This window comes from Methylomonas sp. AM2-LC (assembly GCF_039904985.1).
GTDB lineage: Bacteria > Pseudomonadota > Gammaproteobacteria > Methylococcales > Methylomonadaceae > Methylomonas.
Map to the genome: position 1 here is coordinate 1,582,643 of NZ_CP157005.1, position 26,964 is coordinate 1,609,606.

The 26,964-nt window shown below is 44.6% G+C and carries 31 protein-coding genes; 4 read left to right on the forward strand and 27 right to left on the reverse strand.

Features of this window, described 5'->3' with window-relative positions; translation table 11 throughout:
* Nucleotides 1-344: 344 nt before the first annotated feature.
* On the forward strand, nucleotides 345-662 hold the full coding sequence (locus tag ABH008_RS07110; protein ID WP_347989159.1) for a hypothetical protein: 318 nt from the start codon (nucleotides 345-347) through the stop codon (nucleotides 660-662).
* Between the two features lie 107 nt (nucleotides 663-769).
* Here the strand turns inward: ABH008_RS07110 and ABH008_RS07115 are convergent, their stop codons facing one another.
* Nucleotides 770-1,963: a glycosyltransferase family 4 protein gene (locus ABH008_RS07115; protein WP_347989160.1), complete on the reverse strand. Its 1,194-nt coding sequence runs from the start codon at nucleotides 1,961-1,963 to the stop codon at nucleotides 770-772.
* 245 nt (nucleotides 1,964-2,208) lie between these two features.
* Here ABH008_RS07115 and ABH008_RS07120 point away from each other — a divergent pair, with 245 nt between their 5' ends.
* Entirely contained in the window at nucleotides 2,209-3,249 is a 1,041-nt protein-coding gene (locus ABH008_RS07120; protein WP_347989161.1) for a glycosyltransferase family 61 protein, read from the forward strand.
* Nucleotides 3,250-3,461: 212 nt separating this feature from the next.
* Here the strand turns inward: ABH008_RS07120 and ABH008_RS07125 are convergent, their stop codons facing one another.
* Complete coding sequence (locus ABH008_RS07125; RefSeq protein ID WP_347989162.1) at nucleotides 3,462-3,761, reverse strand: PilZ domain-containing protein; 300 nt, start codon at nucleotides 3,759-3,761, stop codon at nucleotides 3,462-3,464.
* 525 nt (nucleotides 3,762-4,286) lie between these two features.
* On the opposite strand from ABH008_RS07125, the gene ABH008_RS07130 reads away from it, so the two are divergent.
* Together ABH008_RS07130 and ABH008_RS07135 are read left to right on the forward strand one after the other, a co-directional pair.
* Nucleotides 4,287-5,759 (forward strand): endonuclease/exonuclease/phosphatase family protein, encoded by a 1,473-nt coding sequence (locus tag ABH008_RS07130; RefSeq protein WP_347989163.1) that lies wholly within the window; start codon nucleotides 4,287-4,289, stop codon nucleotides 5,757-5,759.
* Between the two features lie 21 nt (nucleotides 5,760-5,780).
* Entirely contained in the window at nucleotides 5,781-7,373 is a 1,593-nt protein-coding gene (locus ABH008_RS07135; protein WP_347989164.1) for a phospholipase D-like domain-containing protein, read from the forward strand.
* 206 nt (nucleotides 7,374-7,579) lie between these two features.
* On the opposite strand, the gene ABH008_RS07140 is transcribed toward ABH008_RS07135, so the two are convergent.
* The 25 genes from ABH008_RS07140 to ABH008_RS07260 form a co-directional block, all read right to left on the reverse strand.
* Nucleotides 7,580-7,810, reverse strand: coding sequence for a succinate dehydrogenase assembly factor 2 (locus ABH008_RS07140; protein ID WP_347989165.1), 231 nt, complete (start codon nucleotides 7,808-7,810; stop codon nucleotides 7,580-7,582).
* The gene (locus ABH008_RS07145; RefSeq protein ID WP_347989166.1) at nucleotides 7,807-8,586 is read right to left on the reverse strand and encodes a succinate dehydrogenase iron-sulfur subunit; all 780 of its coding nucleotides are present in this window, start codon (nucleotides 8,584-8,586) and stop codon (nucleotides 7,807-7,809) included. Before ABH008_RS07145 ends, ABH008_RS07140 begins: the two co-directional genes overlap by 4 nt.
* Nucleotides 8,586-10,370, reverse strand: coding sequence for a succinate dehydrogenase flavoprotein subunit (sdhA, locus tag ABH008_RS07150; protein ID WP_347989167.1), 1,785 nt, complete (start codon nucleotides 10,368-10,370; stop codon nucleotides 8,586-8,588). The genes ABH008_RS07145 and sdhA overlap by 1 nt, the downstream gene beginning before the upstream one ends.
* A gap of 2 nt (nucleotides 10,371-10,372) precedes the next feature.
* The gene (gene sdhD, locus ABH008_RS07155) at nucleotides 10,373-10,750 is read right to left on the reverse strand and encodes a succinate dehydrogenase, hydrophobic membrane anchor protein (protein WP_347989168.1); all 378 of its coding nucleotides are present in this window, start codon (nucleotides 10,748-10,750) and stop codon (nucleotides 10,373-10,375) included.
* Nucleotides 10,751-10,759: 9 nt separating this feature from the next.
* Nucleotides 10,760-11,134 carry a succinate dehydrogenase, cytochrome b556 subunit gene (gene sdhC / locus ABH008_RS07160; RefSeq protein ID WP_347989169.1) on the reverse strand — a complete coding sequence of 125 codons (375 nt, stop codon included), beginning with the start codon at nucleotides 11,132-11,134 and terminating at the stop codon, nucleotides 10,760-10,762.
* Between the two features lie 97 nt (nucleotides 11,135-11,231).
* Nucleotides 11,232-11,423, reverse strand: a complete 192-nt coding sequence (locus ABH008_RS07165; RefSeq protein ID WP_347989170.1) for a succinate dehydrogenase assembly factor 4 — start codon at nucleotides 11,421-11,423, stop codon at nucleotides 11,232-11,234.
* Nucleotides 11,424-11,901: 478 nt separating this feature from the next.
* The gene (locus ABH008_RS07170) at nucleotides 11,902-12,522 is read right to left on the reverse strand and encodes a Sua5/YciO/YrdC/YwlC family protein (RefSeq protein ID WP_347989171.1); all 621 of its coding nucleotides are present in this window, start codon (nucleotides 12,520-12,522) and stop codon (nucleotides 11,902-11,904) included.
* Nucleotides 12,523-12,555: 33 nt separating this feature from the next.
* Nucleotides 12,556-12,759 (reverse strand): acylphosphatase, encoded by a 204-nt coding sequence (locus ABH008_RS07175; protein ID WP_347989172.1) that lies wholly within the window; start codon nucleotides 12,757-12,759, stop codon nucleotides 12,556-12,558.
* The gene (gene hypE / locus ABH008_RS07180) at nucleotides 12,759-13,805 is read right to left on the reverse strand and encodes a hydrogenase expression/formation protein HypE (protein ID WP_347989173.1); all 1,047 of its coding nucleotides are present in this window, start codon (nucleotides 13,803-13,805) and stop codon (nucleotides 12,759-12,761) included. The genes ABH008_RS07175 and hypE overlap by 1 nt, the downstream gene beginning before the upstream one ends.
* A gap of 46 nt (nucleotides 13,806-13,851) precedes the next feature.
* Nucleotides 13,852-14,964: a hydrogenase formation protein HypD gene (hypD, locus tag ABH008_RS07185; protein WP_347989174.1), complete on the reverse strand. Its 1,113-nt coding sequence runs from the start codon at nucleotides 14,962-14,964 to the stop codon at nucleotides 13,852-13,854.
* Entirely contained in the window at nucleotides 14,961-15,191 is a 231-nt protein-coding gene (locus tag ABH008_RS07190) for a HypC/HybG/HupF family hydrogenase formation chaperone (protein ID WP_347989175.1), read from the reverse strand. The genes hypD and ABH008_RS07190 overlap by 4 nt, the downstream gene beginning before the upstream one ends.
* A gap of 30 nt (nucleotides 15,192-15,221) precedes the next feature.
* Nucleotides 15,222-16,022, reverse strand: coding sequence for a hydrogenase nickel incorporation protein HypB (hypB, locus tag ABH008_RS07195; protein ID WP_347989176.1), 801 nt, complete (start codon nucleotides 16,020-16,022; stop codon nucleotides 15,222-15,224).
* Nucleotides 16,022-16,402 (reverse strand): hydrogenase maturation nickel metallochaperone HypA, encoded by a 381-nt coding sequence (hypA, locus tag ABH008_RS07200; RefSeq protein ID WP_347989177.1) that lies wholly within the window; start codon nucleotides 16,400-16,402, stop codon nucleotides 16,022-16,024. Before hypA ends, hypB begins: the two co-directional genes overlap by 1 nt.
* 28 nt (nucleotides 16,403-16,430) lie before the next feature.
* Nucleotides 16,431-17,606, reverse strand: a complete 1,176-nt coding sequence (locus ABH008_RS07205) for a nickel-dependent hydrogenase large subunit (protein ID WP_347989178.1) — start codon at nucleotides 17,604-17,606, stop codon at nucleotides 16,431-16,433.
* The gene (gene hybE / locus ABH008_RS07210; RefSeq protein ID WP_347989179.1) at nucleotides 17,607-18,068 is read right to left on the reverse strand and encodes a [NiFe]-hydrogenase assembly chaperone HybE; all 462 of its coding nucleotides are present in this window, start codon (nucleotides 18,066-18,068) and stop codon (nucleotides 17,607-17,609) included.
* Between the two features lie 2 nt (nucleotides 18,069-18,070).
* A complete protein-coding gene (locus tag ABH008_RS07215; protein WP_347989180.1) occupies nucleotides 18,071-18,292 on the reverse strand; it encodes a rubredoxin in 222 nt (73 codons plus the stop codon).
* Nucleotides 18,289-19,134, reverse strand: a complete 846-nt coding sequence (locus ABH008_RS07220) for a hydrogenase expression/formation protein (RefSeq protein WP_347989181.1) — start codon at nucleotides 19,132-19,134, stop codon at nucleotides 18,289-18,291. Before ABH008_RS07220 ends, ABH008_RS07215 begins: the two co-directional genes overlap by 4 nt.
* A 302-nt stretch (nucleotides 19,135-19,436) precedes the next feature.
* Nucleotides 19,437-19,856 (reverse strand): hydrogenase, encoded by a 420-nt coding sequence (locus ABH008_RS07225; protein ID WP_347989182.1) that lies wholly within the window; start codon nucleotides 19,854-19,856, stop codon nucleotides 19,437-19,439.
* Nucleotides 19,853-20,149 (reverse strand): HypC/HybG/HupF family hydrogenase formation chaperone, encoded by a 297-nt coding sequence (gene hypC, locus ABH008_RS07230; RefSeq protein ID WP_347989183.1) that lies wholly within the window; start codon nucleotides 20,147-20,149, stop codon nucleotides 19,853-19,855. Before hypC ends, ABH008_RS07225 begins: the two co-directional genes overlap by 4 nt.
* Nucleotides 20,149-20,832 carry a HyaD/HybD family hydrogenase maturation endopeptidase gene (locus ABH008_RS07235; RefSeq protein WP_347989184.1) on the reverse strand — a complete coding sequence of 228 codons (684 nt, stop codon included), beginning with the start codon at nucleotides 20,830-20,832 and terminating at the stop codon, nucleotides 20,149-20,151. Before ABH008_RS07235 ends, hypC begins: the two co-directional genes overlap by 1 nt.
* A gap of 109 nt (nucleotides 20,833-20,941) precedes the next feature.
* Nucleotides 20,942-21,640 (reverse strand): Ni/Fe-hydrogenase, b-type cytochrome subunit, encoded by a 699-nt coding sequence (gene cybH / locus ABH008_RS07240; RefSeq protein ID WP_347989185.1) that lies wholly within the window; start codon nucleotides 21,638-21,640, stop codon nucleotides 20,942-20,944.
* Entirely contained in the window at nucleotides 21,637-21,864 is a 228-nt protein-coding gene (locus ABH008_RS07245) for a hypothetical protein (protein WP_347989186.1), read from the reverse strand. The genes cybH and ABH008_RS07245 overlap by 4 nt, the downstream gene beginning before the upstream one ends.
* 126 nt (nucleotides 21,865-21,990) lie before the next feature.
* Nucleotides 21,991-23,787: a nickel-dependent hydrogenase large subunit gene (locus ABH008_RS07250; RefSeq protein ID WP_347989187.1), complete on the reverse strand. Its 1,797-nt coding sequence runs from the start codon at nucleotides 23,785-23,787 to the stop codon at nucleotides 21,991-21,993.
* On the reverse strand, nucleotides 23,787-24,878 hold the full coding sequence (locus ABH008_RS07255) for a hydrogenase small subunit (protein ID WP_347989188.1): 1,092 nt from the start codon (nucleotides 24,876-24,878) through the stop codon (nucleotides 23,787-23,789). Before ABH008_RS07255 ends, ABH008_RS07250 begins: the two co-directional genes overlap by 1 nt.
* 776 nt (nucleotides 24,879-25,654) lie before the next feature.
* The gene (locus ABH008_RS07260; protein ID WP_347989189.1) at nucleotides 25,655-26,833 is read right to left on the reverse strand and encodes an NAD(P)/FAD-dependent oxidoreductase; all 1,179 of its coding nucleotides are present in this window, start codon (nucleotides 26,831-26,833) and stop codon (nucleotides 25,655-25,657) included.
* Between the last annotated feature and the right edge of the window lie 131 nt (nucleotides 26,834-26,964).

A 26,964-nucleotide genomic window follows, 5' to 3' on the forward strand; every position in this document is an offset into this window, starting at 1 on the left:
AGTGTAGTTTAAATGGTATAGTTACCAATCTCTTTTTAGATTTTTTGTGGAGCTTGGCAAATTTTTTTTGGATATTGCAATTACCTATGCGTGTCAGGTAGGGAAGTTGTGAAAAAAATCAGCGTGCTAAAATCGAAATGAGGTCGTTATAGCTTTTATTTTTATCAATAGCAGCTACACTATTCTTAACAAATAGGTTGTAAATTGTTGATACGGTTTTAATGTCACGCTAGCAAAGTGGTATAGATAACAGGCTGAATCAGTTAGGAAGCGTAAACCAGTCTATAATATTTATACAGATTCAGCTCGAAATAGATTCATAGTAATAATCAAGGTTGGGTGAAATGAGACTTTCTATTGATTTTGATGTTTTTTTTAATGAACGTATTGCAGATGAAATGCTTGGCAGACTTCAGGAGTGGGTTGGTTTTTCGGTCAATTTCAGTGAATATAAAGTGATTGAATATAATAGTGGGAACTGTTCATATTTGGTTAAAATTAATACCGACTCCGCTATTGGCTCGGAAATGGAAATAGAGAAAAAAGTGATTGAAGCTTTGTGGAAAAACTTGAAAATTCCGCTGGTGGCTTATGGCAGTTACAAAGATGATTGTGTGCGCTGGGCCGCAGATAGTAATGGTATTAGTAGCGTCAGTATTTAGGTGTAGAGGGTTTTAATCTTGATCAGTGTTTATTAATTAAACGCTGAACGCTAGGGTTCCATCTAAGCCGATAGACTTAACTGAGGACGGCTGGGGATTAGCAACCGCTATTTTAGTACAGATTCCAAGAATAAAGCCCGATCTTTATGCATTTGCCAATGTGTTTTACCTTGCATGAACCTTAGTGCATTTATGCCCATGGTGGACAGTCGATCAGGATTTTTTACTGTATCAGTGATAGCGCCACATAAACTTTCAGCATTACCTCTTTCAAATATCAATGCGTTCTCGCCGTTAACAGTAATATCCAATATGCCTGAGGTATTGCTTCCAATGATACTTAAACCTTGACTGAATGCATCGAATATAATTCTGGGTTGTTCTTCTTTTAAGTTTAAAACTAAGACTAAATCATAATTACATAGTAAATTAAAAAACTCATTGCCATACTTTACCGTAGGGCGATAAGAAACCTTTACATTGCCATAATCATTCTTTGCAAATTCTTGGCATTGCCCAAGTAAATCACCTTCGCCAATAATAGTTATATTAACAGTTACTTGAGATTTTTTTAATAAATTGATAGCATCAAATAAAACATAAACACCTTTGTCTTCAATCAAACGGGCTGGATAAACTATTTCCAGCACTTTGTTTTTACGTTGTAAATAACGGTCAGTCACTATTTCAGGTGATAATAAATATTTTTGATCTACCCAAATGGCAGGATTAATTAAAGTTCTATCTGTTTCTGTCTTTAAAAAGAAGGTCCGGTAAAATGACTGGGTAAATATTCGGGCATCGGCTACACGCATGGCGAGTGTTAAAATTGTTTTGTAAACAAAATGCTCAATTAGCTTCCTTAAACTATTTTTTTCATGGCTATTAATCATCCAAAATGATGATTCCATCACAATAACCCATTGAAAAGAAAAAAATGGTTTAAGAAAAAAAATATAGAATGACAAAGGGAATGCCCAGCCTGCACAACCCGAATGGGCTATTTCTGCGTGCTTTAGTGCTTGTATCACCCCCAAAGCATTGGGCAATATATTTTTAACTACACTCATTAAGCCAAAATCTTTTTTTAAGGCATAAATATTTTTAATAGCATAATCTGATATATCGATAAGACCTTCGATATCTTCACTGTAAACCACTGGACAACAAAGTCGAAAGTCTGAAAGATACTCCAAATGAAGTTTTAAGTCTTTTGCCCATAATTCATCACAATAGATTTTACCTGAGTGCGTCTTTATAATTGGAATACTAATAAAATTAATATATGATTTTTTTATCATAGTATGTTAAGAATATTTGGCAAGTTAAAATCTAAAGTTAGATTAAAAATGATATATGCCTTTTAAAGAAAAATGCTGCATATTTTTGAAATGGCGCAGTTTTTCAGTAAAACGCTGAAATTAAAAGCTTATCATTGCATGGGGATAAATACAAATTGTGTATGGAAATACGCAAAAGTATGGCTAATTTTATTAGCGATATGCACGCTTATGATCTCTATTTCAGTTAGAAAATACTAGGCCAGATGATTAAATTAGGATATAAAATTTTATATAAGCTGATTGGTTCTCGTTTTACACCTACCAAGCACTTTGGGTGTTCACGAGTTTTGTGTGCAGAAGAAACTCAAACTGTTAAACCAGCAATTTTTGTCAGTAGTCATATTGAAAGAATTAAGGGTAGTAGTCAGTATGCCAAACTCGATTATGAAACAAGTTTGATCAGGAAAGAGATAATCACGCATCATCCTACCGTGATGTATGCACTGGGAGCAGCTAAAATTTATTCTGGAATGATTTTAGCTGAAAAAATGCAATATCTGAATCTGCATAACACACATGAAGATTCTGTCCCCTATCAAGATATGAACGAAGCAATTATCTCGCTTTCAGATTATGGCGCATTCTTTTTTGGTCATTGGTTGAGAGATGATCTTTCCTCTGCACTGATAGGTGACCTATCCCGACCTTTTATTACGCTTTATAAACCCAAGTATCAGCATTTAGATGGTTATTCCAGTCTGACCGATTATCAGCAGATTTATGTGAGTCGTGCAAAAGTAAAAAACTTATGGCTTTTAACTGATTTTTCGCAAAACAGCTATAAGGTCGAGCGCTATCTGGCATTGCGTACTCGTATGCAACATAAACTCAATCCAGTAGATATAAAATATTCGGGTGTCTATCTTTGCAGAGGCAATACCGGTACGGTCAGAAATTTGATTAACGAAGACGAGGTTATAAACAAACTGGTGTCGATTGGGTTTGACGTGTTAAACCCAGAGCAAATGACAGTTGAGGCGTTATTCCAACGTTTATGGAATGCACCTCTGGTTGTTTCGGTGGAAGGGAGTGCTTTTAACCATGCACTCTATCCAATGGCGTTGAATGGAGCGTTGTTGGTTCTACAGCCGCCTTACCGGTTTTGTAATGTGCATAAAGGTATTGCGGAGGCCATTGGCAGGCGCTATGGTTTTTATGTTTGCCAGTCTTGTGAAAATAAAACTGATTTTATGGTTGATGATTTTGATACCTTGTATCGCTTAATTGATCAACTTTCGTTGTAAATTTTGGGCTGATTTAATGCTTCAGGGAGGCTCGAAAAATCTGGTTTTAGTATTCGAGCTTCCCTTTCATAACGCGTCTACTCTGTAGGTATACAAAGCTATATGGGTGTTTACAGTGATAAACTTGGAATTTTTCTTTCCGCTTATAGAATGGCTAAAGAATAAAAACGCCACCTGAGCCGTCGGCTAAAGGAGTCAATGATTGTCTGCTGTTAATTGCCTTTTATACTTTTGATGATAGCGGCAATCTCATACTTGCCATCAGCTAAGTCAGTAGTGCGAACGACTTCGATATAAGCCGTCATTGGCGGAGTTAGAGCTGATTTAGGCAAAATACTAACTTCCATTGCCAAACCTACCTCAAATAACTCTTCAGCAATGAATGAGAGGCCTGCGCCACTCAAGGTAGTGCAGCGGCCTGTTTTATTCATGGTGCTATCAGCGGGCTTATAAGTAATATCGCAATCAACATCCATACGAATAAAGTCGCGTTTCTCGTCAATATTTAACATTAGATTCTCCCGGATAAAAACAACGAATATAGATAAAAGTAAATGCGATGAGTTTACTATAAAAAGCAAGTCAAAATACAATACATTACTTAAATTGGGAGAGAGGTTCAAAAAAATATGTTTAACAGATAAGTTGTTTTGATCTTAGTCGCTGGTTTGGTTTGATAAAGTCGATTTAGCCTCCACACCTGAAAAAAACCTAGCAGCATAGGCATAGCGACTATTTTTGGTTAAACCTGATTTTTTGAAAATTAAACGCCAGAACATTAGCCGCTATTAATAAAATTAAAATTATGCAATTATTACGGTAATTTGAAGATTAAGCTTTAAACTCTAAGGTATGAAATGGCAAGTACTGACCGCAAATCGTCACACGTTATGCTCAGGGTTAGACTGAATTATCCGCGAACATACTAAGCGTTGTATAGCGTAGTTACTTGTACAATTGGGAGGAGCTTAAGAACAGGTTGTCGTCATAATTTACAGAAAGCATCTGAATCGATTTACATCAATGGATAAGCTAACATGGCAGAAATTATTCAACTGCTGACAGTTGAAAACACCACCAATCGTAAACGTCAGCCTACAGAACAGACACTGGTATTTCATATCTTGATTGCTAGTCTGACTTATCATAAATGCGTTGAGGTGTGCTGGTGTGGAGAGGATGGTCGCTGGCAGACTTTAGCTGCCAAATTTTTGCTAGGCTGCGGAGAAAAACAGGAATATTGGCAGGCTAAGCTCACGGTCCGAACGCTGAATGGCTCAGCATTACCCGGTAATATACAGTTTGCATTGCGCTTGCGCTGTCAGCAGCAAGAATATTGGGATAATAATCACGGTGTCAATTTTATCAGTGTTGCCAATAGCGGTATTAGGCTTGATAAACACAGGATTCTGCAAAATCTCAATTTTTCTACCCAGTTATTGGATAAGCAGCAATGGCTAAGGATTCAAGTGGCGGTACAAACCAGTTTTGCCGCTGAAAAGGTCAATGTACATTGGACAAACGATGGTTGGCAGCACGATCATCACACTGCCTGCCGCTTAAATAAGAGGCTTTCCAATGCAGAGACACAGATCTGGACTGCCCGAATAAAGTTGGGTGCTACATTTCGTCTACATTATGCTATCAGCTGTAAACATCAGCAGCTTTTGGTTTGGGACAATAACAAAGGTAAAAATTATACTGTCAGTCATGCGCCGCTGACGGTATTAATTCTAAATCTGCATTGTTATCAGGAAGATCAGCAAGATCACAAATTTTCACAAATCGCCAAAGCCATTCAAGAGCAGAATGTCGATGTAGTTTGTCTACAGGAAGTGGCCGAATTTTGGAATCAGGGGTATGGTGACTGGGCAACGAATGCTGCCAATATCATCAATCAGCGATTGCAACAACCTTACCATCTTTATACGGATTGGTCTCATATAGGTTTTGATAAGTATCGTGAAGGCGTGGCTATATTATCGCGTTATCCGATGTTCAATCAGCAGTCGCGTTATGTATCAGAAAGCCATGACATCTATAACATACATTCTCGTAAAGTGGTGATGGCACAAATGACGGTGCCTTATATGGGCGATATGACTATTTTTTCCGCGCATTTAAGTTGGTGGGAAGACGGTTTTCAGCAACAATTTGAACGTCTGTGTAGCTGGGCCGACAGTTTAAATCAGCCTTTACGTAACACGACTTTACTGTGTGGCGATTTTAATATCACGTTTGGCTCACAGGGTTATAGAGAGGTAGTCAATACTCAATCCTATCAAGATCAATATCTGGCTGCCAATGCCCAAGGATTGTTTGCACAAATTTATCGGGTTAATGATAGCCACTGGCAGCATCAATTTGCCGAAGATTATCGAATTGATTACATCTTTATGCATAAACACAGTGTCTGGCGAGTAAGTTCCGCTAAAGTATTGTTTACCGAGCAAGACTATGGTCGTGTCTCTGATCACTGTGGATACATCATGACTTTTGAACCGAAATAACAGTTATATAGACCACGACCTATGCAAATTGCTGAACATTACGCTAAACCGGTTTCTGCCAAACTGGGCGGGTACTTTACTCGCCGCAACGATTTTAATGAGATTTTTCATTTGCGCTGGGGACGGATAGAGTTTGAAATATTTCATGGCGTTTCTGCTAACTTGAAAGTTGTTCTCAAAGTCTACCGCGCCAACATTTGTGAAACCTATATTGTCGATACCGATGCCTATGATATTCATTGGGATCGGCATAAACGTAGTACTCGCGATTTCTTTGTTCTGCCCGATTCCACACATTTTGGTAGGATAAATTGCATAAAATTTGCCTTTATTGTGCATTTGGGCGAACACTCTATAGCCTCTCATCAAGAATATATTGCGCTGGACTGGCAGCAATTACAAAATATTAACCAGCCGCAACATAATATTACAGCAGAACATGCCACGCCTAATTACTATCGTAGTTACGAGCTTAATAGTGGTGAGTTACAAGACGATGTTAACTGGTATAACCATCACTTTGACGATTTGCATTTGATCCCCAAGTTTACTAAAGGCCAGCAGTATCATCCGTATCATCCGAAACGCTTCATACATGATCATATTGATAAAACCATTCGCAGCAAACATGAACATCCAGAACGGCTCTGTACGATAAAAGTCAGTGTAGATTGCATAGATGATCATGATTTTATCAATCATTTGTTGCATGCTAGTCAGCAAAAAGTATTAATACAATGTATTGTCGACTGGCGAAAAATGACGTTAACTAATAGTCACACCTATGCAAACTTGAAGCGTGCTGGTATTGAATTAATAGGGGTTTTTTGTACGCCTAAACATCATTTGATAGAAGTTGAGCCGGATATGCATACCAAATTCATTATATTTAATGATGAAGACTGTCTATTAGGGTCTTTCAATATTACCTTTGATCGTTGGTGGGCTAATTGGGAATCGGGCATGAGCTTTCATTCCAAAGGTGTGTGCCGCTTATTGGATAATATTTTCCAAAGTCAGCGCGGTGGTGTTATTCAGAAATACGGTATAGATCCGCTCAGTCCGTTTAATCTGTTGTATACCTTTGGTAGGCATACCATGGCAAATGGTAAGGTATATAGACCCCAGCATGCCATTCTGGCCGAAATTCATCGTGCCCGCCATAGCATTAAAATCTGTCTATTTTTAATTGGCGAATTGGTGAGCGATCATCACGACAGCGTCATCACGGCCTTGATACAAGCAAAACAGCGGGGTGTTTTTGTACAAATACTGTTTAACGGTCATCTGGCCAGGCAAGGTCGTATTGGCGTAGAGCGTAGTATGCAGGAAGAATTGGCAAGGCCTTTACTGCCCGCCATTCAACGTTTGAAAGATGCCGGTATCAGTGTTGGTTTGATTTACGGACAAGATGATTTGCCAGTACCGTATTCACCGATACATTCCAAATACTGTGTGATTGATGATTATATTGTTATAGAAGGCAGTTTTAACTGGTATAACACTTCCGTGTTCTCGCATGACTTAATTGTGGTGGCTGCAAATCACGAGGTCGCAAAACCTTATTTATATGAGTTTGAGCAGATTCAGCGATTGTTTAGAGTTTATTATTAATTCGGATACGCAATTTTAAATTTGTAGCCTGATTAACTTAATAAGGGGGGATACGCAACCAGTCAGGATTAACCTTGCTATTACAATCACAAATTAAAATGTATAAATCGAGTTTTATCATAAAATTTGGTTTAATCGGCAAGTACTTTTGCAAAAAAACGCAATAAGATATTAGTTTTAGGGCTAGGCGGACACCTGTTAGGTCATTAAATGCGCATCATGGACGTCAAACCAGCCAGTACTGTATCTTTGGGTACTGCCTCTCCCAGTAAATACTGCATCAGCTCAGTATCTTCCAGCTCCAATAAGCGCAAAAACCCTTGCTGGGTGTCTGCATTGGCTTGAGGGAAATGGTTTTCCAGATAATTCAGCAGTAGAATGTCCAGTTCTAAAGTACCGCGCCGGCATCGCCAGCGCAGTTTGTTTAGTTCGTTCATTCGCTCGGACGATTGACCAACATTTTTTTAATTTCCGCAATGGCTTTGGCTGGATTCAATCCTTTTGGACAGGTATCGGTACAGTTCATAATGGTATGACAACGATATAACTTAAAGGAATCGTCGAGTTGTTCCAGGCGTTCGCTGTCACTTTCGTCGCGGCTGTCTGCCAACCAGCGATAAGCTTGCAGCAACACCGCGGGACCCAGATATTTATCGCTGTTCCACCAATAACTCGGACAACTGGTTGAGCAGCATGCGCACAGCACGCATTCATAAAGACCATCCAGTTTGCCACGCTCCTCTATACTTTGCAGACGCTCGGTAGCAGGGGCGGGTGTATCGTTAGTTAACCAGGGTTTAATGCTGGCATACTGCTCAAAAAAGTGAGTCATGTCGGCGACTAAATCCTTGACCACGGCCATATGTGGTAACGGGAAAATCTTGATAGTGCCAGTATAGTCACTGATAGCTTGAGTACATGCCAGTGTGTTTTTGCCATTGATGTTCATCGCACAGGAGCCACACACCCCCTCTCGACAGGAGCGACGAAAGGCCAAACTACTGTCAATTTCATTCTTGATTTTCAGTATGGCGTCCAGCAACATGGGGCCGCAGTGGTCCATATCAATTTCGTAGCTGTCTATGCGCGGATTTTCACCTGTGTCTGGGTCCCAACGATATATCTGAAATAAACGAATATTAGTCGCACCCGGAGCAGGATAGGTTTTTCCGGTTTTGACCACCGAATTTTGCGGTAATGTAAATTCAACCATTAATAAACCCTCTCTTTAAGCGCAACCACCTCTACCTCATCGGTGAGGGTGTATAAATGTACAGGTCGGTAGTCGATACTGACTTGATTGTCTTGCCGCCAGGTGAGTGTGTGTTTTAACCAATTGCTATCATCACGTTGTGGGTAATCTTCGCGGGCATGTGCGCCTCGGCTTTCCTGACGATTTCCAGCGGCATTGATGGTCACCTGTGCCTGTCCTAGTAGATTATCCAGTTCCAGTGTTTCTACTAGATCTGTATTCCAGATCAGTGATTTGTCACTTACATTAACATCGGTAAACGATGCAGCAACTTCTGCCATGCGGCTAATGCCTTCCTGTAAAGTGGTTTCAGTTCTGAATACTGCAGCTTTGGATTGCATAGTGGTTTGCATATCCAGTCGGATTTCAGCCGTTTTCAAGTTGCCGTTAGCGTGACGGATTTTATCGAAGCGGCTCAGGGCTTGGTCGCATGCATCCGCTGCCAGTGTTTTGTGCGGTTGTCCGGGTTTTATCAGTTCTGTGCAGCGGATAGCTGCCGCGCGTCCAAATACCACCAGATCAAGCAGTGAATTTGAACCTAAACGGTTAGCGCCATGCACGGAAACACAGGCAGTTTCGCCGATAGCCATCAGGCCCGGTACCACGTAGTCTGGGTTGCCGTCTTTTAAGGTAACGACTTCCGCCTTATAATTGGTTGGAATTCCACCCATGTTGTAATGCACGGTGGGTAGTACCGGTATGGGTTGTTTAGTGACATCAACGCCCGCAAAAATTCGAGCGGTTTCGGAAATGCCGGGTAAGCGTTCGTGTAACACCGCAGGATCCAAATGCTCTAGATGCAAATGTACAAAATCCTTTTTGGGGCCTATGCCACGTCCCTGATTAATTTCAACGGTAATGGCGCGACTAACCACATCGCGTGAAGCCAAGTCTTTGGCATTCGGCGCATAACGAGGCATAAAGCGTTCGCCTTCTGAGTTGGTTAAATAGCCACCTTCGCCACGCGCACCTTCGCTCATTAAACACCCAGCACCATAAATGCCGGTGGGATGAAACTGCACAAATTCCATATCCTGTAGAGGTAATCCGGCTCTTAATATCATACCGTTGCCGTCACCCGTCACTGTATGTGCCGAGGTGCAGGAGAAATAAGTGCGGCCATAACCGCCAGTTGCCAATACGGTTTGATGACCACGAAACAGATGTATGCTGCCATCGTCCAGGCACCAAGCTAATACGCCAAGGCACACGCCGTCTTGCATTATCAGATCTAACGCAATATATTCAACAAAAAACTCGGCCTTATGTTTTAAAGCTTGTTGATACAAAGTGTGCAATATGGCATGCCCGGTTACATCTGCTGCTGCACAGGTACGTTGCGCTTGGCCTTTACCGTAATGTGTAGACATGCCGCCAAATGCACGTTGGTAGATTTTGCCTTCTGGGGTGCGCGAAAAAGGTACGCCGTAATGTTCCAGTTCAATAATGGCGGGAATGGCTTCCCTGCACATATATTCGATGGCATCTTGATCGCCCAGCCAGTCCGAACCTTTGACGGTATCGTACATATGAAAACGCCAATCGTCTTCTCCCATATTTCCCAAGGCAGCGCTGATGCCTCCTTGTGCTGCAACAGTGTGACTGCGGGTGGGAAATACTTTGGTGATACAGGCGGTTTTTAGGCCTTTTTCAACCATACCAAACGTTGCCCGCAAGCCAGCGCCGCCAGCGCCAACCACAACCACATCGTGCTGGTGTTCTATGATGTTATATGCCTGGCTCATGTTTACCTTGAGAAAATAAGAATGATGGAGATCAAAGCGACTATACCAATTGACAGAAAAGCCAGATTGCTTGCTCTAATTGCAGTGTGTCGGCAGGTCAGGCTAGAGATATAATCCTCCAGAACCACTTGCACACCAAGTGCGGCGTGATAGATGACTGCCACAGTCCAGGCCAAAATGGCAAAGGTATTTAGCGGTGCAGCCAACCAATCTAAAGTTTCTGCATAAGGGGCGTGTAATGCCTTGTTCAGTAGAAGTAAAAGCCAGATACTAAGCGGAACCAGAGCGACGGCTGTCAAACGCTGGTAACGCCAATGTGCAACGGCAGATTTTACGGTGAGTATCTCGGCCGCTTTTTCGCCTATCTCGTTAAAACTCATACATCCGCCTTATAAAATAATGAAAGTCAGCACAAATAAAACAACGGAGGCAATAAGCTCATAAATCGCAAAGCGGTTCAGGGTTTTACGCTCAAAAGTTTCGCCCACATCCCAGAGTAAGTGTCGGACGCCATGACATAGATGAAAAAATAAAGCGTAAATAAAACCCCAATAAATCAATTGACAAAACCAGAAGGACATAAGGCTTTGCATGGCCATATAGGTTTGTTCGCCACTGGCGATGCAAATCAGTATGGTAACGAACCCGATGAGTCCTAGAGATAAAAAAATGCCGGTAATACGATGGGTAATAGAGATCAAGCCAGTAATAGGCAGGCGGTAGACTTGTAAATGCGGTGAAAGCGGTCGGTTTTTGCTAGTCATAGTCTATATTTAATTCCTTAGTTCCGTTATTCCGCTCTGGATAAGGCTGTTTGCGCCTGATCACAGAATTAATGTCAAGGGTTGGCGCACAGTCTATTTAAAAATCCACACAACGGCCTTTACGTTCCCAGTCGCCGTAACGGGTTGGTTCCAGGCCTTTGGGGCCATTCACTTCCTGTATTAGCATTATAGACTTTGTTGTTGAAAATTGCTCCTGAATCCTAAGGTTTTTTGCAGTTTCAGTGTTATTTGTGATAGTGAGTTCTTCAGGTTTTCGAGTGTCTGTCATAGTTATGTTCTGTAACAAAAACGTTAACCAACATCAGGGCGGGGGATATCGGAAAAAAGGGTTAATTAAGTCAATTCTGTGTCGTGCTTTTAAACGCCGCATTAACAATAAGACACTGTACAATATTAGCTTATAATTCGGATACTTGTATGATAATTTGGCTGGTTTTTCAAATTAAGCTTCCTCAGCTTGGCGGGTAAGTATTACTTTGCTTTAATATCCTTGATAGACAGCGACAATAAAATTTACAGACATAAAACAAAGCACATTAAAGTTTGTGTCTTTATTCAATTCTGGATTGCCATTCAGCTACATCGTTTTGATAAGTAAAATTTTAATCGTGGTTTGTCTCTAAAATGGGGAAGCTAAAGCTGGCCAGCCGCTACAATTACTGCCTGCCCCAGCGCCAATCCTCCATCGTTCATTGGATAGCGTTCCGACGATAGTACTGTTTTACCTTGCTGAACCAATTGTTATGTTAGTGATTCGAGCAGTAAGCGGTTTTGAAATACACCACTAACGCTTGGATTTCGGTCGCATTCAGTTGGGTGTAACAGGCTATAATATCGACATCACGACCCATAAGCGCAAATGGTTTGGCATAGCGGTGCTTGCGTTTTCTCAATTTGCTGACGGCATCAGCATCGGTTGCGTTACATGCCAGTTGAAAACCACCTAACCCTTTAATGGCTATGATATAACCTTGTCGAATTAGGCTGGCAGCCAAATTAAGCGGATCGTCGCTATCAAGTGTTTGACCCTTATGATCCTCCAGCCATAATTTTGGACCACAGTCTGGGCAGCAATTGGCTTGGGCGTGAAAGCGTCGATCGGCGGGATCTTCATATTCTGCCTGGCAGTGCGGGCACATCACAAATTCAGCCATACTGGTATAGCAGCGATCGTACGGCACTTGGCGAATAATAGATAGTCTGGGGCCGCAATGAGTGCAATTAGTGAACGGATAGCGATAGCGGCGGTTGTTGGGGTTTGAAATTTCGAGAAGGCAATCCGGGCAAGTAGCCGCGTCAGCGGCTATGGGTGTATTTGCATCACTATGCTGACTATCGATAATGCGAAATGCGTGGCTATGCGGCATTTCGTCCAGCGTTTGTACGTCTATGCTGTCTAATCAAGCCAGAGGCGGTAATTGTAGCGGTATTTGACGAATAAAAGCATCTAGGTCTGTCTCTGTGCCGAACGCATGAATCATCATCCCAAATCCATCATTCCAAACTTCCCCTGTCACAGAGTATTGCTTGGCGAGATGCCAAATTGCTGGCCGGAAACCGACCCCTTGCACAACCCCACGTATCCAAATCGCCTTATCGGGCATCAGCAAATGCGCGGCAACTGCTCGCCAACTGGCCAATCGACAATACGCCGTCCGCCGAAAGCCGTGGTCATTTGCACGAGTCTATGTTTATCTTCGATCACTACACCAATTTTCATGGCGTCTTGACCTAATGGATGTTGGCGCATAATTGCCAATAAACGGTCGGTAGCGGACGCTGAGCAAATGCATACCAGTTTACCTTCGTTGGCAACATAAAGAGGATCCAGTCCAAGTATTTCGCAAGCCGCTTTCACTTCCGGCTTCATTGGAATACTGGCTTCATCAATCAGCATGCCAACTCCAGATTGCTGAGCCAGTTCATTTAATGTAGTCGCCAAACCACCACGAGTTGGATCGCGCAAGCAATAGATATCGGCAGGCGCAGCGGCAACCATAACTTCAACCAGGGTATTCAGCGCGGCAGAATCAGAGACGATGCTGGTACCGAATTGCAGATTTTCGCGTCCGGCCATAATGGCGATGCCGTGATCACCAATCGAACCGTTAATGAGTATCGAGTAGCCAGGTCGCGCTCTATTACTTGAGATATTGACTCTTTCCGGCACTAATCCTATTCCAGTGGTAGTAATGAATACACCATCACCCTTGCCGCGTTCCACGACTTTAGTATCACCTGTTACAATAGGCGTGCCCGTAGTGTGGGAAGCAGTCGCCATGCTGATAACAATTCTTTCCAGATCTGCCAGTGGCAATCCTTCTTCAAGAATAAAGCCTGCCGCCAAATACAGCGGTTTCGCTCCAGACATAGCTACATCATTGACCGTGCCATATACCGCGAGCGAGCCTATATCCCCGCCCGGAAAAAACAGCGGCGAAATAACATGGCCGTCCGTGCTTATGACCAACCGCCCCGCCTTTGTAGTGAACATAGCCTGATCATTGCCTTGTCTTAACAAGTCGTTATCGAAATGTTTGATAAATAATTCGTCAATCAGCTGAGCCATTGCTCGACCGCCGCCGCCGTGACTTAGGTCGACATTGCCCGTGGATAGATCCAATTTAGAGGTATATGGTTTCATAGACATTGGTTAATGCTTTGTTTTACTGGTATGTTGAAGAAAGGCAATATTACTAATTGTTCTCTCTAAGCCGTCCATATGACCAATACGCAGCGCAAGCACCTTCCGACGATACCATACAGGAACCCATCGGATTTTCCGGGGTGCAGACTGTGCCTAGTAATTTGCAGTCCTTTGGCTTTTTAGCACCGCGCAAAATTGCTGGACATTCGCAACCCTTGACTTCGCTGGCCTGAATAGCGGGCATCTCGAAACGCCGTTCCGCATCGAAAGCGGCATATTCGGCTTTCAATTTCAAAGCACTATTGGGAATTAAACCCAATCCGCGCCATTCAAACTGAGGCCGCCGTTCAAAAACCTCATTAACCAAACCTTGCGCTTTTAGATTGCCATCGCGGGTTACCGCCCGGCTATATTCGTTTTCCACTTCATGTCGACCCTCGTTGATCTGGCGAATCAGCATCAACGCAGACTGCATTACATCCAGCGGTTCAAAGCCGGCGATAACGATCGGTTTAGCGTAATGATCGGCAAAAGTCTCGTAAGGCTTGCTGCCTATCACGGAGCTGACATGCGATGGCCCGAGGAAGGCGTCTATGGCAACTGGCTCAGGTGCATCTAGAATTGCCTGCATCGCCGATGGCGTCAGCACATGGTTGCAGAATACCGAAAAATTGGTCAATCCTTCAGCCTGGGCCACTTTTATCGCAACAGCCGATGCTGGCGTCGTGGTCTCGAATCCAATCGCGAAAAATACTACCTGTCGATGCGGATTGTCGCGGGCGATTTTCAACACGTCCTGAGTTGAGTAGACCATGCGAATATCACCGCCAGCAGCCTTGGCTTTCAGTAAATTGGTGCGACCAGTCGCTGGCACCCGCATCAGGTCGGCATAGGTGCAAAGAATAACGTCATGTCGTTCCACTAATTGAATTGCATTGTCGATGCGACCAATGGGCAACACGCAGACCGGACAACCAGGGCCATGGATAAATTCGACATTGCTTGGCATCAAGTCCTGTACACCGTAGCGAAAAATGGCATGGGTATGTCCTCCGCAAAACTCCATCAGCCGATAATGATGTTTGGGATCGACGGTTTGGGCGATAGTCTGAGCCAATAGCTTGGCCAGATCTTGCCTGCGAAACTCACTAATGTATTTCATGGCGTCGTCGTTAAACCTGCTTCGGCGAATAAAGCCAGTGTCTTAATGGCCTCGTCTTCGTTGATCTTATTCAGTGCATAGCCGACGTGAACTAGTACATAGTCTCCAACTTGAACGTCGTCAACCAGCGCTAGCGAGACTTCGACTTTGATATTATCAACGGACACGGTAGCCATTCCGGTATCGGCGTGGATAATCTGAATTTGGGCTGGAAGGGCTAGGCACATATTAGTATTCTCGTTTTGCAGCGGCTATTATTAATCATAAGCTATCCTTTGCAACTCCAACTCCACCCTCAACCATTTTAACCAATTCTCCATCCCCTCGCCGCTCTTAGCAGATAAGGATAACACTTTGATTTTTGGATTAACCTGTTTAGCATATTTGATACATTGCTCACTGTCGAAATCGAGATGCGGCAATAAATCGGTTTTATTCAAGATCATTAAATCTGCGGCATGGAACATATCTGGGTATTTGATTGGCTTATCTTCGCCTTCAGTGACCGAGAGGATCACCACTTTGTGTGCTTCACCCAAATCGAAGGCCGACGGACAGACCAAATTGCCGACATTTTCGATAAACAACAAACTGTGCAGTTGCGGATGCAAACTTTGTAAGGCATGACCAACCCTATGCGCATCCAGATGACAGCCTTTACCTGTATTGATTTGCAGTGCCTGGACACCAGTGGCGCGGATGCGGTCGGCATCGCGAGCGGTTTGCTGGTCGCCTTCGATCACCGCAATAGTTAATTCCTCTTTCAATCGGATGATGGTTTCGGTCAGTAGGGTGGTTTTGCCGGAACCAGGACTTGAGACTAAATTCAAGGCCAGTATACTGCGCTCGCTAAGATAGCGGCGGTTTTCGTCGGCATAGCGATTGTTCTTGGACAGGATATCTTGTTCTATTTGCACCATTCGTGCCTGAGTTAGCCCTGGCGCATGAGAATGCTCGGCAGCATGGGAATGACCATGACTATCGTGAGCATGCTCATGATCGTGTTGTTCTTCGTGCGAGTGGTTATGACCCTCGCCGCAGCCGCAGATGCCACACATTATTCTACCTCCAGTTCTTTAATTCGCATTTGATCACCACCGACTATTTGTAATTGATGACTGCCACAGTGCGGGCATTCGTCATAAAGCTGTTCCACGAATACCTCGCGCGCGCAGGGCATGCACCATGCTTGACCAGGAATATGGATAATTTCCAGTTTGGCTTGGTCGGCCACCGAGCCGTTGGTCACCACCTCGAAGCTGAAACGCATCGCATCAGGTTCGACGCCAGATAGTGCGCCGATTTCCAGCCACACGGTTTTAACTTTGTGGAACTGCTGCGCCTGCGCTTGTTGTTCTATAATTTGTAAAACACTCTCGCAGAGTGACATTTCATGCATGATGAATACCCAGGTAATATTTTCGACATTCTGATGCAAAGATGTGTACGCAGCCTATAACGTTAAGTTAAGCCATCCCATCAACGAGCATTAAATCGTAAGCAACACAGGGATCAACTGCATTAATCAGCCATTCAGCTTGCCGCTGTAAGCCATCCATATCAGCCGCATGCAAACTTGTTAACCCTTTAGCAACCACGCCATCAGGATGAAAATTCCACTCGGTCGGCGCGACGATACGGTAATCGTAAACCCTACCTTGGCAAAACTCCAGATTATGCATCAATAATCCACGTGCAGCCTGCACTTGCGCTAGTCCTATTCCTTCGAAGCCATAAGCCGATGATGCTGGCTCCATTGTCGATTCGCCGAATCTGCTGAGTTTCTGCACGTAAGCCGCCACTTCCTGCAAAAGGGCTACAAAGCGCACTAGCAAGCCATTGCCGTAACGACTTTGCAATTCGGCAATCAAAGGCCGCCAATTTTGCCGACCGAACGGCGTCGATTCGTAACATAGCCCTTGCCATTGCGGTGCAAGACAAAATGCCTGTAAATCTTGTTGTTGCAATTGCAAATGTAAACTTTGACAATCAAGCGTTGGTAAACAAGCTACCTCGTTGCTACCTACAGCCTGCAAGCCCAAAAGATACAAATTGCCTAGCATGTGTGCAGACAATGCTTTACTTTGCTGTAGCCATTCAATCAACTGCTCTTCACTGTTTTGCCTTTGAAACTTAAGCATGCCACCATCGAAAACAGCGTTATCAATCAGTGCGCTAACCTCGTTTATCAAAACACTCAGCCGTTTTCCATCAAAATCCAAGCGACTATCTAGGTTAAAGGCATTCCCCTCGCGGAATAAACAATGTTTGAACAAAGCATCGAATTTCAGTAGGGCCGCAACAGATTTTTTATCCTGCTGTTGACCGAATAACCCCGGCCAATCCAGCATTATCCGCCAAGCGTGTTCGCGCAAGGTTTCCAGTTGCACCAGCAGTTCACGTGCGGCATCTGCTTCAGGCTCGGCATCTAATCCCATCGCGGCGCGACAAGCCAGTAATGATGCATAGGCTTGAGTATTACCACACAGCGAAAACAACATTGGCAAGGTAGACAGCAGTTGCTCTGGCGTTTTACCTATCAAGACCCGTGCGGCATCAGGTCTAGTCGAGACTATCCGAGCGCCGTTCGCGTCACCGGCATGGTGAAACAACTCGATATGAATGGCGCCAGCGAGAGTCATTCAAGGTCCACCAAGATTGCCGCGCAACAAATCGCGGCGGCTGATCGCCCTTGGAGAGGGATTAGCCAACAAGTTTTGCAAGGCCGACTGCGCGGCGGTAAACGCGGCAGCTTGATTTTCAAACTCAAACATTGGTGAAAACAGAGAACACACGCCATAATTGCCCAACTGAGCCTCGTGGGCAACGGTAAATTCAAAGCTACCGTAGGGAAAAGCTCGCTCAAACTTACTGCCGGGCAACTGCGTGATGCCAGCGTTATCTGCTCCAGGCATGAGCAGCAGATTCATGAACCATGGCGTTATCAATATTCCTAGCCAATCTTGATTGACACGCATGAAGCCAACCGCCTGCACCCGCAGTACCGAATTTAACAGCGGCAAATCTTGCATGCGCGAGGTTAGGATGTAGTTAAAGGTCTGTTCAAGAACCAATCTGATATGTTCGCCATTTTGCCAAAGCATTCTCAGTCTTCCATCACCAAGAAATCCTGTTTAGGCGAACCGCATTGCGGACAAGTCCAGTGATCTGGTAAATTCGCAAACGCCGTGCCGGGTAACACTTGCCAAACTGGGTCACCTTCCGTTGGGTCGTACACATGCCAACAGATTTTGCATTCCAACTTTGCTTCAGCTGGCAAACGCGAGTCATCAACGCCATAAACACCTGCGAAGAACGCCTCGCTCATAGATAAACCTTCAATATTTCCTGCAAGCGTTGATAACTGTCGGTAATGTCTTCTGGGGAGGCACAAGCCACACTTGGCACATCGCTGACTTCCAATGTATTGAGAATTAAGGTGTCTTGCGAATTGAAATACTGTACCCACCAAACATTGCGCGTGCTGGTTGCTGTGATTCGGCAATTGCCGTAACCGCGCGACAAGATAGTTACCACTCCCATGCCCAGTCTTTGCTGCAAAAATGTCAAGTCCTGTTCGGTTTGTGGTAACAAGCTTAGGTTAATAATATGCGCCTCGTCTCCAGGTTGGTATTTTGTGATCTTAGCATTGAGTTCAGCCAGCAACGGCGGAGCGTTCATCACTCCGTCGGGCAATGCGCTCATATCGGTGTCTATTCGGGAGGAGGCATCGGCAAAAGCCAATTGGGCGACTTGGTGCGGAATAATGCCCACATCCAACGCATCGGATACGATCTGCTTGCCATTCAACTGCTGTAAGCGCCATACGCCAGCCAGCACCGATTCCTGAATGCGCAATTTCTGCACACTGCCACAAATCATGCTAACTTCGCCTTCGCCGAGTAATTCATCAACAAAGCGGCGGTTAGTTTGGTCCAGTGTAATTAGATCGATTGCAGGGCTATTTGCCGGGTAATCAGCCAGATTCTGTTCCAATTGCAGAAACGTGGTTTTAGCCTGCGCCAAATCCGCGGTGTGTAAGTCCGACGAAATCTGCGGCATTCGGTAAGTAATCATTTCTTCAGGCATCGCCAGATATTCCAGCTCGACGCCGTCTTCCTCGGCAGGTTGACTGCCTTGGCCAAAAATAGGGAGGGATATTGAAGTCATGGTTTGAGTATTTATGTATTTAGTATGTCTATCGGGTTTTTTGAATTGGGTTCGAGAAAAAACTCATTACTGGCAACGTAGGCTGAGTTACTCTATATTTCGCAATTATGTCTTTAGGTGAATCCAAGCTAAAAATTGGGTAATTACTCCTCTTAATACTCGGACACCCATTAGCTTAGTACTAGGTGGCAGTTTTTTATGCTCGGTTAGGTTACGATGCGTGTATAAGCCAGCAATGCTTATAAGTATTTCAAATAGCACATCTAACCAACCCTAAGTTGAGTAATTACAAAAATTTAAAACTAAGCAAATCCACCGCAAATCTTTTCCAGATCAAATTTCGGTGGCTGACTAGGCTCGGCAGACAAGATGCGGGCAAACTCCTGACCGTATTCTGCCCAATCCTTGATGCCGGTAATCATGCCCAGAAATTCGCCATCTCTTAGAAATACTAGCGATGGCCAACTGGTAAAGCGGAATCTGGCTTGCAATTCGCGCTCGATGGATTGGGCGATCAACGCGCCTTGCAGCTTGTCGGCAAACACTTTCAATAACTCCGGAAGAATTACCGCCACGTCATGGCTTTCCGGAAACATTATCGGATCATTGGCAAAGAACAGTACCACGTTGTGATGGCCGTGGACAAACAAATCGTAATTTTCGGCATTCAGTAGCGGCAAACCGTAACGGGTTTGTAGTTGTTCAAATAAGATTGGACTCATGTGCGTAAAAACTCCGGTAATTTGGGTTCGCGGTCAACCAAGTCGGCAAATAAATGATCTAGGTCGGTTTCACCTTGCATAGCCAAGCGCATAGCTTCCAGCGCATCAGTAATTTGTTGTGCTTTCTCGGAACTCATTACTTCCCGCGCCGCATCCAGAAACACCAGCAACCAAGTTCCTTGCGGTTGTTCGCCGACCAGCATCATGTCGATTTGGTGTAGTTCGCCGCGGTAAACGCAGAGGGCTGATTCACCACGCCGTTCGACCACTTGCATCGGTATTCCTATGCACATTAATATTTTCCTCGGTAATCAATATCAACTTGCAGACTAGGCCGGTCGTTTACTTGCGGCAGGCGGACTTCAAATGCATCCGATTGCAGGATGCGTTCGTCACCTACTCGGCAGGCCAACTCGGCAGGTGGGCGTTCTTGTTCGTAGCGTTGCATGTCTAAGGCTTGATCTGATAAATCAACCGCTTTTTCAAGTGCTTCTGCACGAATTTCGAATCCTTGCAGATAATTTAAGGCCATATCTATAGCTGGCTGAATTTGCGCTTTGACACTAGGTCTAAGGCTGCCACCATAATCATCTAACTCTTCCGGCTGAACACCAATCAGTAATAGATGTAGCGGATATTGACCCAGCATTTGTGCCGTAGCCAATACTTCCTGAAAGCCAGTTTGATGCAGGCTCATTTTTTTAGCACCGAGAAAACTGGGAACGTCATCATTTTCAACCCGCTTAAGGGTAGCCGGTGGCAGGCCGTAATCAACCGCATCAAATACCACCAATACCTGCGCTGCCTGCACATGCTCGACCAGATACATGCCTTGCGTACCGCCATCCAGCACGTTGACGTTATCTGGAAAGCGGTAGAATTTTTGTAGATGCTCAATCACCCTGACACCGAAACCTTCATCAGCCCAAAGTACATTGCCTATACCAAGCAATAAAATAGAAGGTGATGAAGTCACAAGAATAAATCCTCCCCATAGGTTCTTAACGCAATAAAGCAAATCGGTGGTGATTGATACGCTGTAGAGTAACCGTGTCCCTTTTTAGCTCGAAAGGTTTTTGTATGTTTCAATGTGCATCATCCACTGGTTTATCACTCTTGAAAGTGCGCCAGCCTGTGACTATCGTAGACAGCAGGCTTTGCCCGGACAATTTGTCTTCTCTCACTGCGACATAAATATGAATTAGCACGAAACACACTATTATCCACATCACCAAATGATGCCAGCTATGTAAGCTCTGGCTATCGCCAAACAACGGCAACACCCAACTGCTGAATAAAACATGAGCCCAACTGTTGGCACCAGCTCCCTCCCCGTATAATGCAAATCCCGTGATTATCATAAACAGTAATCCCCATACAAATACGAAATGCATGGATAGTATCGCTAATGGATTATGGCCAATGTAACGGCGTGGCTCTTTTACCAAAAAGGTATACCAGAGAATTTCGTGCCAGACACCCTGCCAGAAATGCGCATTCAACAACGGCGGCAAAAAAATTTGCCGTGCATGTTCGTTGCCGGCATAAGCCCAATAGGCACGAAACACCAAAGCAATGGCGATCAAATAGCCCGCGGCAAAATGACCGAAACGGATATAGCCCATTAAAAAGTGTTCGGAGGCTTCGCCAGTCACAGAGGCTAATGGTTCGGCGATCAAATAACCAGTCGTAATCAGGGCAACGATCAACAAAGCATTCAGGCTGTGCCAAACCCGGACAGGGATTTCGTAAACATAGACTGGCGACGGTGTGGACTCGCTCATAACACTCTCCGTTTTGATGTTCCTGAACGGCGATTCCACCTGTAGTACAAGACTATCGTAAGTGCCAATACCGCATTAGAACCCAGAAGATAGGGTAACCAGGCATGATAAGTGATTATCAAATGTTCCAGACTATGAGTCAGGCTATCCACTGTGGGATGTGAGTGAGCATCCGCCTTAGCAGATATTGCCAATAAACTGGCTAGTGTAAAATATTTGTTCATCTGTTTCTCCTTTGGGAGTTTTTCAACGCTAAATACCGATAAGGGTGAAAATTCGACAAGCTCAGGATTCAGCACAAACGGAATCAGTTATTTACTGTCGTCCTGAGCCTGTCGCAGCACGACTCCTTAACGGACTTTAACTTGGGTTAATTCCTTGCCGTCTATACTCATCACATGGGTCGAGCAGGCCAAACAAGGGTCAAAACTGTGCAGAGTACGCAGGATTTCCACCGGTTCTTCGGGGCGTTCAACCTTGGTGTTCATTAAGGCTGCTTCGAAGGCACCAATGTTGCCTTGCTCGTCGCGCGGCGAGCCGTTCCAGGTTGTTGGCACTACACATTGGTAATTGGCGATCTTGGTATTTTCGATTTTCAACCAGTGACCTAAGGCTCCTCGAGGTGCTTCGGTAAAACCAACGCCTTTGACGCTGCTAGGCCAGGTTTCTGGGTCCCAACGCTCGACGTTGGCTGTGGATAAATCGCCAGCTTTAACATTGGTAATCAACTTGTCCATGAAGTAGCGCATCTTGCCTGCTGCCCATTGCGCTTCCAGACCTCGAGCGGCGGTTCTGCCCAAGGTCGAGAACAAAGCAGTCACCGGTACATCCAATGTTTTTAGTACAAAGTTGATTTGCTCGGTGATTTCTTTGTTGCCTTGCGCATAACCGATAACATAACGCGCCAATGGCCCGACTTCCATCGCATGACCTTTCCAGCGTGGTGCTTTGATCCAGGAATATTTCGCGCCTTCATCCAGCTCCTGAATATTTGTGCGATTACCCTTAGTGTTAGAGCCTAGCTTGAAATTGGGTTCGGTAATGCCGTCCCAAGGATGTAACCCTGCCGACTCGTTGGGATATTTGTACCAGGAGTGCGGTATGAACTCCTTGATTTGCTCAGGATCAGTCAAATCCACTTCGTGAACTTTGTTCAAGTCGCCATTAATAATCGCGCCGCGTGGCATCAATAAGTTGCTGGCAGAGTAATCGTTGGCCTTGTCGGGAATGTCACCATAAGACAGTAGACTTAGGCCGGAAATGCCACCGCCATACATCCAACTTTTGTAGAAACTGGCAATCGCCAGTAAATCCGGGATGTAGACTTGATCGATGAAATCGATGGTGCGATCTATCAGTGACGACACCAGATTCAAACGCTCCATATTGATCGCAGCATTAGCACCAACCCCATCTATATTGATAGCGCATGGTACTCCACCCACCAACCAGTTTGGATGCGGGTCTTTACCTCCAAATATGGTGCGGATTTTCATAATGTCTTTTTGAAAATCTAAAGCTTCAAGATAATGGGTAACCGCCATCAAATCAGCTTCCGGCGGCAATAAATAAGCCGGATTGCTCCAGTAGCCATTCTTGAACGGTCCAAGTTGTCCGGATTCGACAAATTTTTTCAATCGATTTTGGGTGTCACGGAAATAGCCGGGTGAGGACTTGGGATTGTGTGGCGAAATCGATTGTTGCAAGACCGAAGTTGCAACAGGATCGGCTTTCAAGGCATTAACTGGGTTCACCCAATCTAGCGCATGCAGATGATAGAAATGTACCAAGTGATCCTGTGCCTGCAAGCTGAGCTGCATTAGGTTGCGTATTGAATTAGCATTTTCTGGAATTTTGATCTTCAGCGCGTTCTCGACAGCACGGACAGAGGTCAATGCGTGGGTACCCGTGCAGACACCACAGATGCGTTGCACGAATGCCCAAGCATCGCGCGGATCGCGGCCTTTCAATATCACTTCTAAGCCACGCCACATAGTACCGCTAGAAACCGCATTGCGGATAATGTTGTCTTGGTCGATATTGACTTCGCAACGCATATGGCCTTCGATACGAGTAACAGGATCGACCACCACACGGCGGCCAGTATCGTTTAAGTTAAAACCGTTGGGTGTATTTCTAACTGTCATTATTGTTCTGCTCCAGGTTGTTTATCACCGGATTGTTTGGCGCGATTCAGAGCGGTTAACCCGGCATGTGCGGCGATGCCGATACCCACTAAAGACGCAGCGGTACCACCAATCACATCGGCATTAGCTTCGATGCCGAACTGATTGATGTCGGTTAGACGGTCGTAGAAACTACCTTTATCCCAGAAACCGTCCTCGGAACATCCGATGCAGCCGTGACCGGATTGAATCGGAAATGAAGTACCTTCGTTCCACCGCACCGTCGAACAAGCGTTGTAAGTTGTAGGCCCTTTGCAGCCCATTTTGTATAAGCAATGGCCTTGGCGAGCAGCTTCGTCATCCCAATGTTCGACAAATTGACCTGCATCGAAATGCGGTCTTCTGTAGCATTTGTCGTGGATGCGCTGGCTGTAGAACATCTGCGGCCGACCTTGTTTGTCCAGCGTCGGCAGTTTGTCGAAAGTTAGTAGATAAGCCACCACCGCAGTCATTACCTCGGCAATTGGTGGACAACCGGGTACTTTAATGATGGGTTTTTTTGCCAATCCGGGGACTTTATGAACCGGTGTAGCACGAGTCGGATTGGGCTTTGCCGCCTGTACGCAACCCCAGGAAGCACACGAACCCCATGAGATAATGGCTTTGCAGCTTTCTGCAGCGTATTTTAGTTGTTCCACGAAGGGCTTACCGCCGATGATGCAGAACATGCCGTCTTCGGCCAGCGGTGGATTGCCTTCCACAGCCAGTATGTAATTGCCTTTGTATTTTTCGACGATCTCAGTAACGATAGCTTCTGCGTTATGCCCCGCTGCGGCCATGATGGTGTCGTCATAATCCAGAGACAGCATCGACAAGATCACATCTTTGGCCAGCGGATGGCCCGAGCGGATAAAGGATTCCGAACAGCAAGTGCATTCCAAACCATGCAACCATAACACTGGAATACGGGGTTTGGTCTCCATTGCGTGGGCGATTTTCGGTGCGAAAGCGGGTGAAAGTCCCAAGGATGCAGCAGTCAAGCTACAAAACTTCAGAAAACTGCGGCGAGTGATGCCTTGCCTGCGCATCACTTCGTAAAAGGTTTCGGTCATGGAAACTCCTGGTTTGTTGTATGGCTATTTGAAGAAAAACAGCTTGGCCCTATCTCTAGGGCATGATTAGTCTTCAAGACCACGCTACCGAAACAATCTTAGCTAATGTTTTTCTCAGTTGAACTGCACTTGGCGGTACAACTATTTAGTCAGATAGGTAAGCAGTCGTTGGAAGCGCTTAATTTCTATTTATTATTTATATTGCAGTAAACGGCACTTTTTCCACCAAACCTGCTCTAAAATTGGTAACAAAATCTATGCCTAAATAACAATCCCCCCAAAAACCTTTCTAATATCAATAAATTTAAGAAATGAAGATTTTTTTAAATTAATAGGCTGCTGTTGGTTTTTAAACAAAATCACATTAAAATTGTGGTTTTGTTTGAATATCGACATTTCATTGCGAGATAGTCAATTTCGATATGGGCAATTAGTCAGCGATTCTTGAGATAGGAGATAACAGGGTACTTAGTGAGGCAAAAGCAAGCTGAAATGGATTATTTACCCAGTAACTGACAGGAGTTGCCAGCATCGACCAGTAAGATTGATTATCGAATACGTCTCATCAATACCAAAAAAATTTAGTTCTAAAGGTTGGTTAGGAATCGATGGTAGATGGTCAGAATTTCTCGGATGTTGATACATACAGATTTGAGTGATGGCTAGGCAAGCTGGGGATTGCACTCAAGCAGAGATTTATCGATTTAATGCTCCCCTCGGCAAATCTTGACTCTACCGATCAACTTGAAGTCGATGTTATAACTTTTCGCAACAACTTAAACATATTGCCCTGCACACCACCCAGAAGACCAAGCCCACTGAAAATTATAGCCACCCAGCCAGCCAGTTACATCCAGCACTTCACCAATAAAATACAAGCCTGGCACTGTCAGGCTTTCCATGGTTTTAGACGATATGGCGCTACAATCAACACCGCCTACCGTTACTTCTGCGGTGCGGTAACCTTCGCTGCCATTTGGTTTTACTTGCCAGTTTTGCAAACTGTTAGTCACCTGTTGCAAATGTTTATCGGCACAATTTGCCATTGGTAAATCTAGCAACTCTTCGGAAAGTAGGGTTTGCAGCAGACGTTTGGGTAATAAGTCGCACAATACGGTTTGCAATTTTAATTTACTGCCCTGAGCGCGGCTTTGTTTTAATTCAGACAGTAAATCAATTGCGGGTAATAAGTTAATACTTAAACTGCTACCCGGTTGCCAGTAAGAGGATATTTGCAAAATGGCAGGTCCACTTAAACCTCTGTGGGTAAACAGCAAGTTTTCTTTAAAGCTTAGCTGTTGAAAGCTCACTTGGCTTGCAACAGCAATACCGCTTAAGGGGGCTAGTTGCTCTTTGTCGGAATCTTGCAGGGTTAGGGGTACTAAGCCTGCTCGTGTGGCTTTAACGGGAAGGTCAAATTGCGTGGCAATTTTGTAACCGAGTGGACTGCCACCCATTTTGGGAATGGATAAGCCACCACTGGCCACGACTAGAGATTGACAGTGAAACTGGCCTTTGCTGGTCTGTAAGGCAAAGCCGCCGCTAGTGCGCTCCAGTGCCTGTAATGTACATTCCAGCAGTATTGTTACACCATAATGCTTACATTCGTCCAATAGCATATTCAGTATATCTTTGGCGCTATCATCGCAAAACAATTGTCCGTGCAGTCGTTCGTGAAACGGTATGCGGTATTTTTCTACCATTGCCAAAAAATCCCATTGTGTAAAGCGGCTTAAGGCGGATATACAAAAATGCGGATTTGCAGATATAAAATTCCCTGCTTCAATCGTGTAATTAGTAAAGTTACAGCGTCCACCACCCGACATTAAGATTTTTTTACCGGCTTTGTTGGCATGGTCAATCACCAGCGTTTTGCGCCCACGCTTGGCGGATTCTATGGCGCACATTAAACCTGAAGCGCCTGCGCCAATAATAATTACTTCTGGATTTTGCATGAATAGTTCTTTGGTTTTAATTTATCAGTAGGGTGGGGTAAGTATTTAGTGACCCCAAAAAATAAAATCAAATTTGGTGTGCCTGATAAATTTCGTAGTCGACACTCTCAATTCCGCTGCGCTGCATCGAG

Excerpts from the sequence above, each read along its gene's own strand:
- sdhA (WP_347989167.1), bottom strand. The coding sequence starts at position 10,370 with ATGAGCCAGGCATATAACATCATAGAACACCAGCACGATGTGGTTGTG.
- ABH008_RS07255 (WP_347989188.1), bottom strand. The coding sequence starts at position 24,878 with ATGACCGAAACCTTTTACGAAGTGATGCGCAGGCAAGGCATCACTCGC.
- ABH008_RS07130 (WP_347989163.1), top strand. The coding sequence starts at position 4,287 with ATGGCAGAAATTATTCAACTGCTGACAGTTGAAAACACCACCAATCGT.
- sdhC (WP_347989169.1), bottom strand. The coding sequence starts at position 11,134 with ATGACTAGCAAAAACCGACCGCTTTCACCGCATTTACAAGTCTACCGC.
- hypC (WP_347989183.1), bottom strand. The coding sequence starts at position 20,149 with ATGTGCATAGGAATACCGATGCAAGTGGTCGAACGGCGTGGTGAATCA.
- ABH008_RS07135 (WP_347989164.1), top strand. The coding sequence starts at position 5,781 with ATGCAAATTGCTGAACATTACGCTAAACCGGTTTCTGCCAAACTGGGC.
- ABH008_RS07125 (WP_347989162.1), bottom strand. The coding sequence starts at position 3,761 with ATGTTAAATATTGACGAGAAACGCGACTTTATTCGTATGGATGTTGAT.
- ABH008_RS07220 (WP_347989181.1), bottom strand. The coding sequence starts at position 19,134 with ATGACTTCAATATCCCTCCCTATTTTTGGCCAAGGCAGTCAACCTGCC.
- cybH (WP_347989185.1), bottom strand. The coding sequence starts at position 21,640 with ATGAGCGAGTCCACACCGTCGCCAGTCTATGTTTACGAAATCCCTGTC.
- ABH008_RS07190 (WP_347989175.1), bottom strand. The coding sequence starts at position 15,191 with ATGTGCCTAGCCCTTCCAGCCCAAATTCAGATTATCCACGCCGATACC.
- ABH008_RS07120 (WP_347989161.1), top strand. The coding sequence starts at position 2,209 with ATGATTAAATTAGGATATAAAATTTTATATAAGCTGATTGGTTCTCGT.
- hypE (WP_347989173.1), bottom strand. The coding sequence starts at position 13,805 with ATGTCTATGAAACCATATACCTCTAAATTGGATCTATCCACGGGCAAT.
- ABH008_RS07165 (WP_347989170.1), bottom strand. The coding sequence starts at position 11,423 with ATGACAGACACTCGAAAACCTGAAGAACTCACTATCACAAATAACACT.
- ABH008_RS07250 (WP_347989187.1), bottom strand. The coding sequence starts at position 23,787 with ATGACAGTTAGAAATACACCCAACGGTTTTAACTTAAACGATACTGGC.
- hypD (WP_347989174.1), bottom strand. The coding sequence starts at position 14,964 with ATGAAATACATTAGTGAGTTTCGCAGGCAAGATCTGGCCAAGCTATTG.
- ABH008_RS07175 (WP_347989172.1), bottom strand. The coding sequence starts at position 12,759 with ATGCCCGATAAGGCGATTTGGATACGTGGGGTTGTGCAAGGGGTCGGT.
- hybE (WP_347989179.1), bottom strand. The coding sequence starts at position 18,068 with ATGCTTTGGCAAAATGGCGAACATATCAGATTGGTTCTTGAACAGACC.
- hypB (WP_347989176.1), bottom strand. The coding sequence starts at position 16,022 with ATGTGTGGCATCTGCGGCTGCGGCGAGGGTCATAACCACTCGCACGAA.
- ABH008_RS07215 (WP_347989180.1), bottom strand. The coding sequence starts at position 18,292 with ATGAGCGAGGCGTTCTTCGCAGGTGTTTATGGCGTTGATGACTCGCGT.
- ABH008_RS07245 (WP_347989186.1), bottom strand. The coding sequence starts at position 21,864 with ATGAACAAATATTTTACACTAGCCAGTTTATTGGCAATATCTGCTAAG.
- sdhD (WP_347989168.1), bottom strand. The coding sequence starts at position 10,750 with ATGAGTTTTAACGAGATAGGCGAAAAAGCGGCCGAGATACTCACCGTA.
- ABH008_RS07225 (WP_347989182.1), bottom strand. The coding sequence starts at position 19,856 with ATGAGTCCAATCTTATTTGAACAACTACAAACCCGTTACGGTTTGCCG.
- ABH008_RS07205 (WP_347989178.1), bottom strand. The coding sequence starts at position 17,606 with ATGACTCTCGCTGGCGCCATTCATATCGAGTTGTTTCACCATGCCGGT.
- ABH008_RS07145 (WP_347989166.1), bottom strand. The coding sequence starts at position 8,586 with ATGGTTGAATTTACATTACCGCAAAATTCGGTGGTCAAAACCGGAAAA.
- ABH008_RS07140 (WP_347989165.1), bottom strand. The coding sequence starts at position 7,810 with ATGAACGAACTAAACAAACTGCGCTGGCGATGCCGGCGCGGTACTTTA.
- ABH008_RS07110 (WP_347989159.1), top strand. The coding sequence starts at position 345 with ATGAGACTTTCTATTGATTTTGATGTTTTTTTTAATGAACGTATTGCA.
- ABH008_RS07115 (WP_347989160.1), bottom strand. The coding sequence starts at position 1,963 with ATGATAAAAAAATCATATATTAATTTTATTAGTATTCCAATTATAAAG.
- ABH008_RS07260 (WP_347989189.1), bottom strand. The coding sequence starts at position 26,833 with ATGCAAAATCCAGAAGTAATTATTATTGGCGCAGGCGCTTCAGGTTTA.
- ABH008_RS07170 (WP_347989171.1), bottom strand. The coding sequence starts at position 12,522 with ATGCCGCATAGCCACGCATTTCGCATTATCGATAGTCAGCATAGTGAT.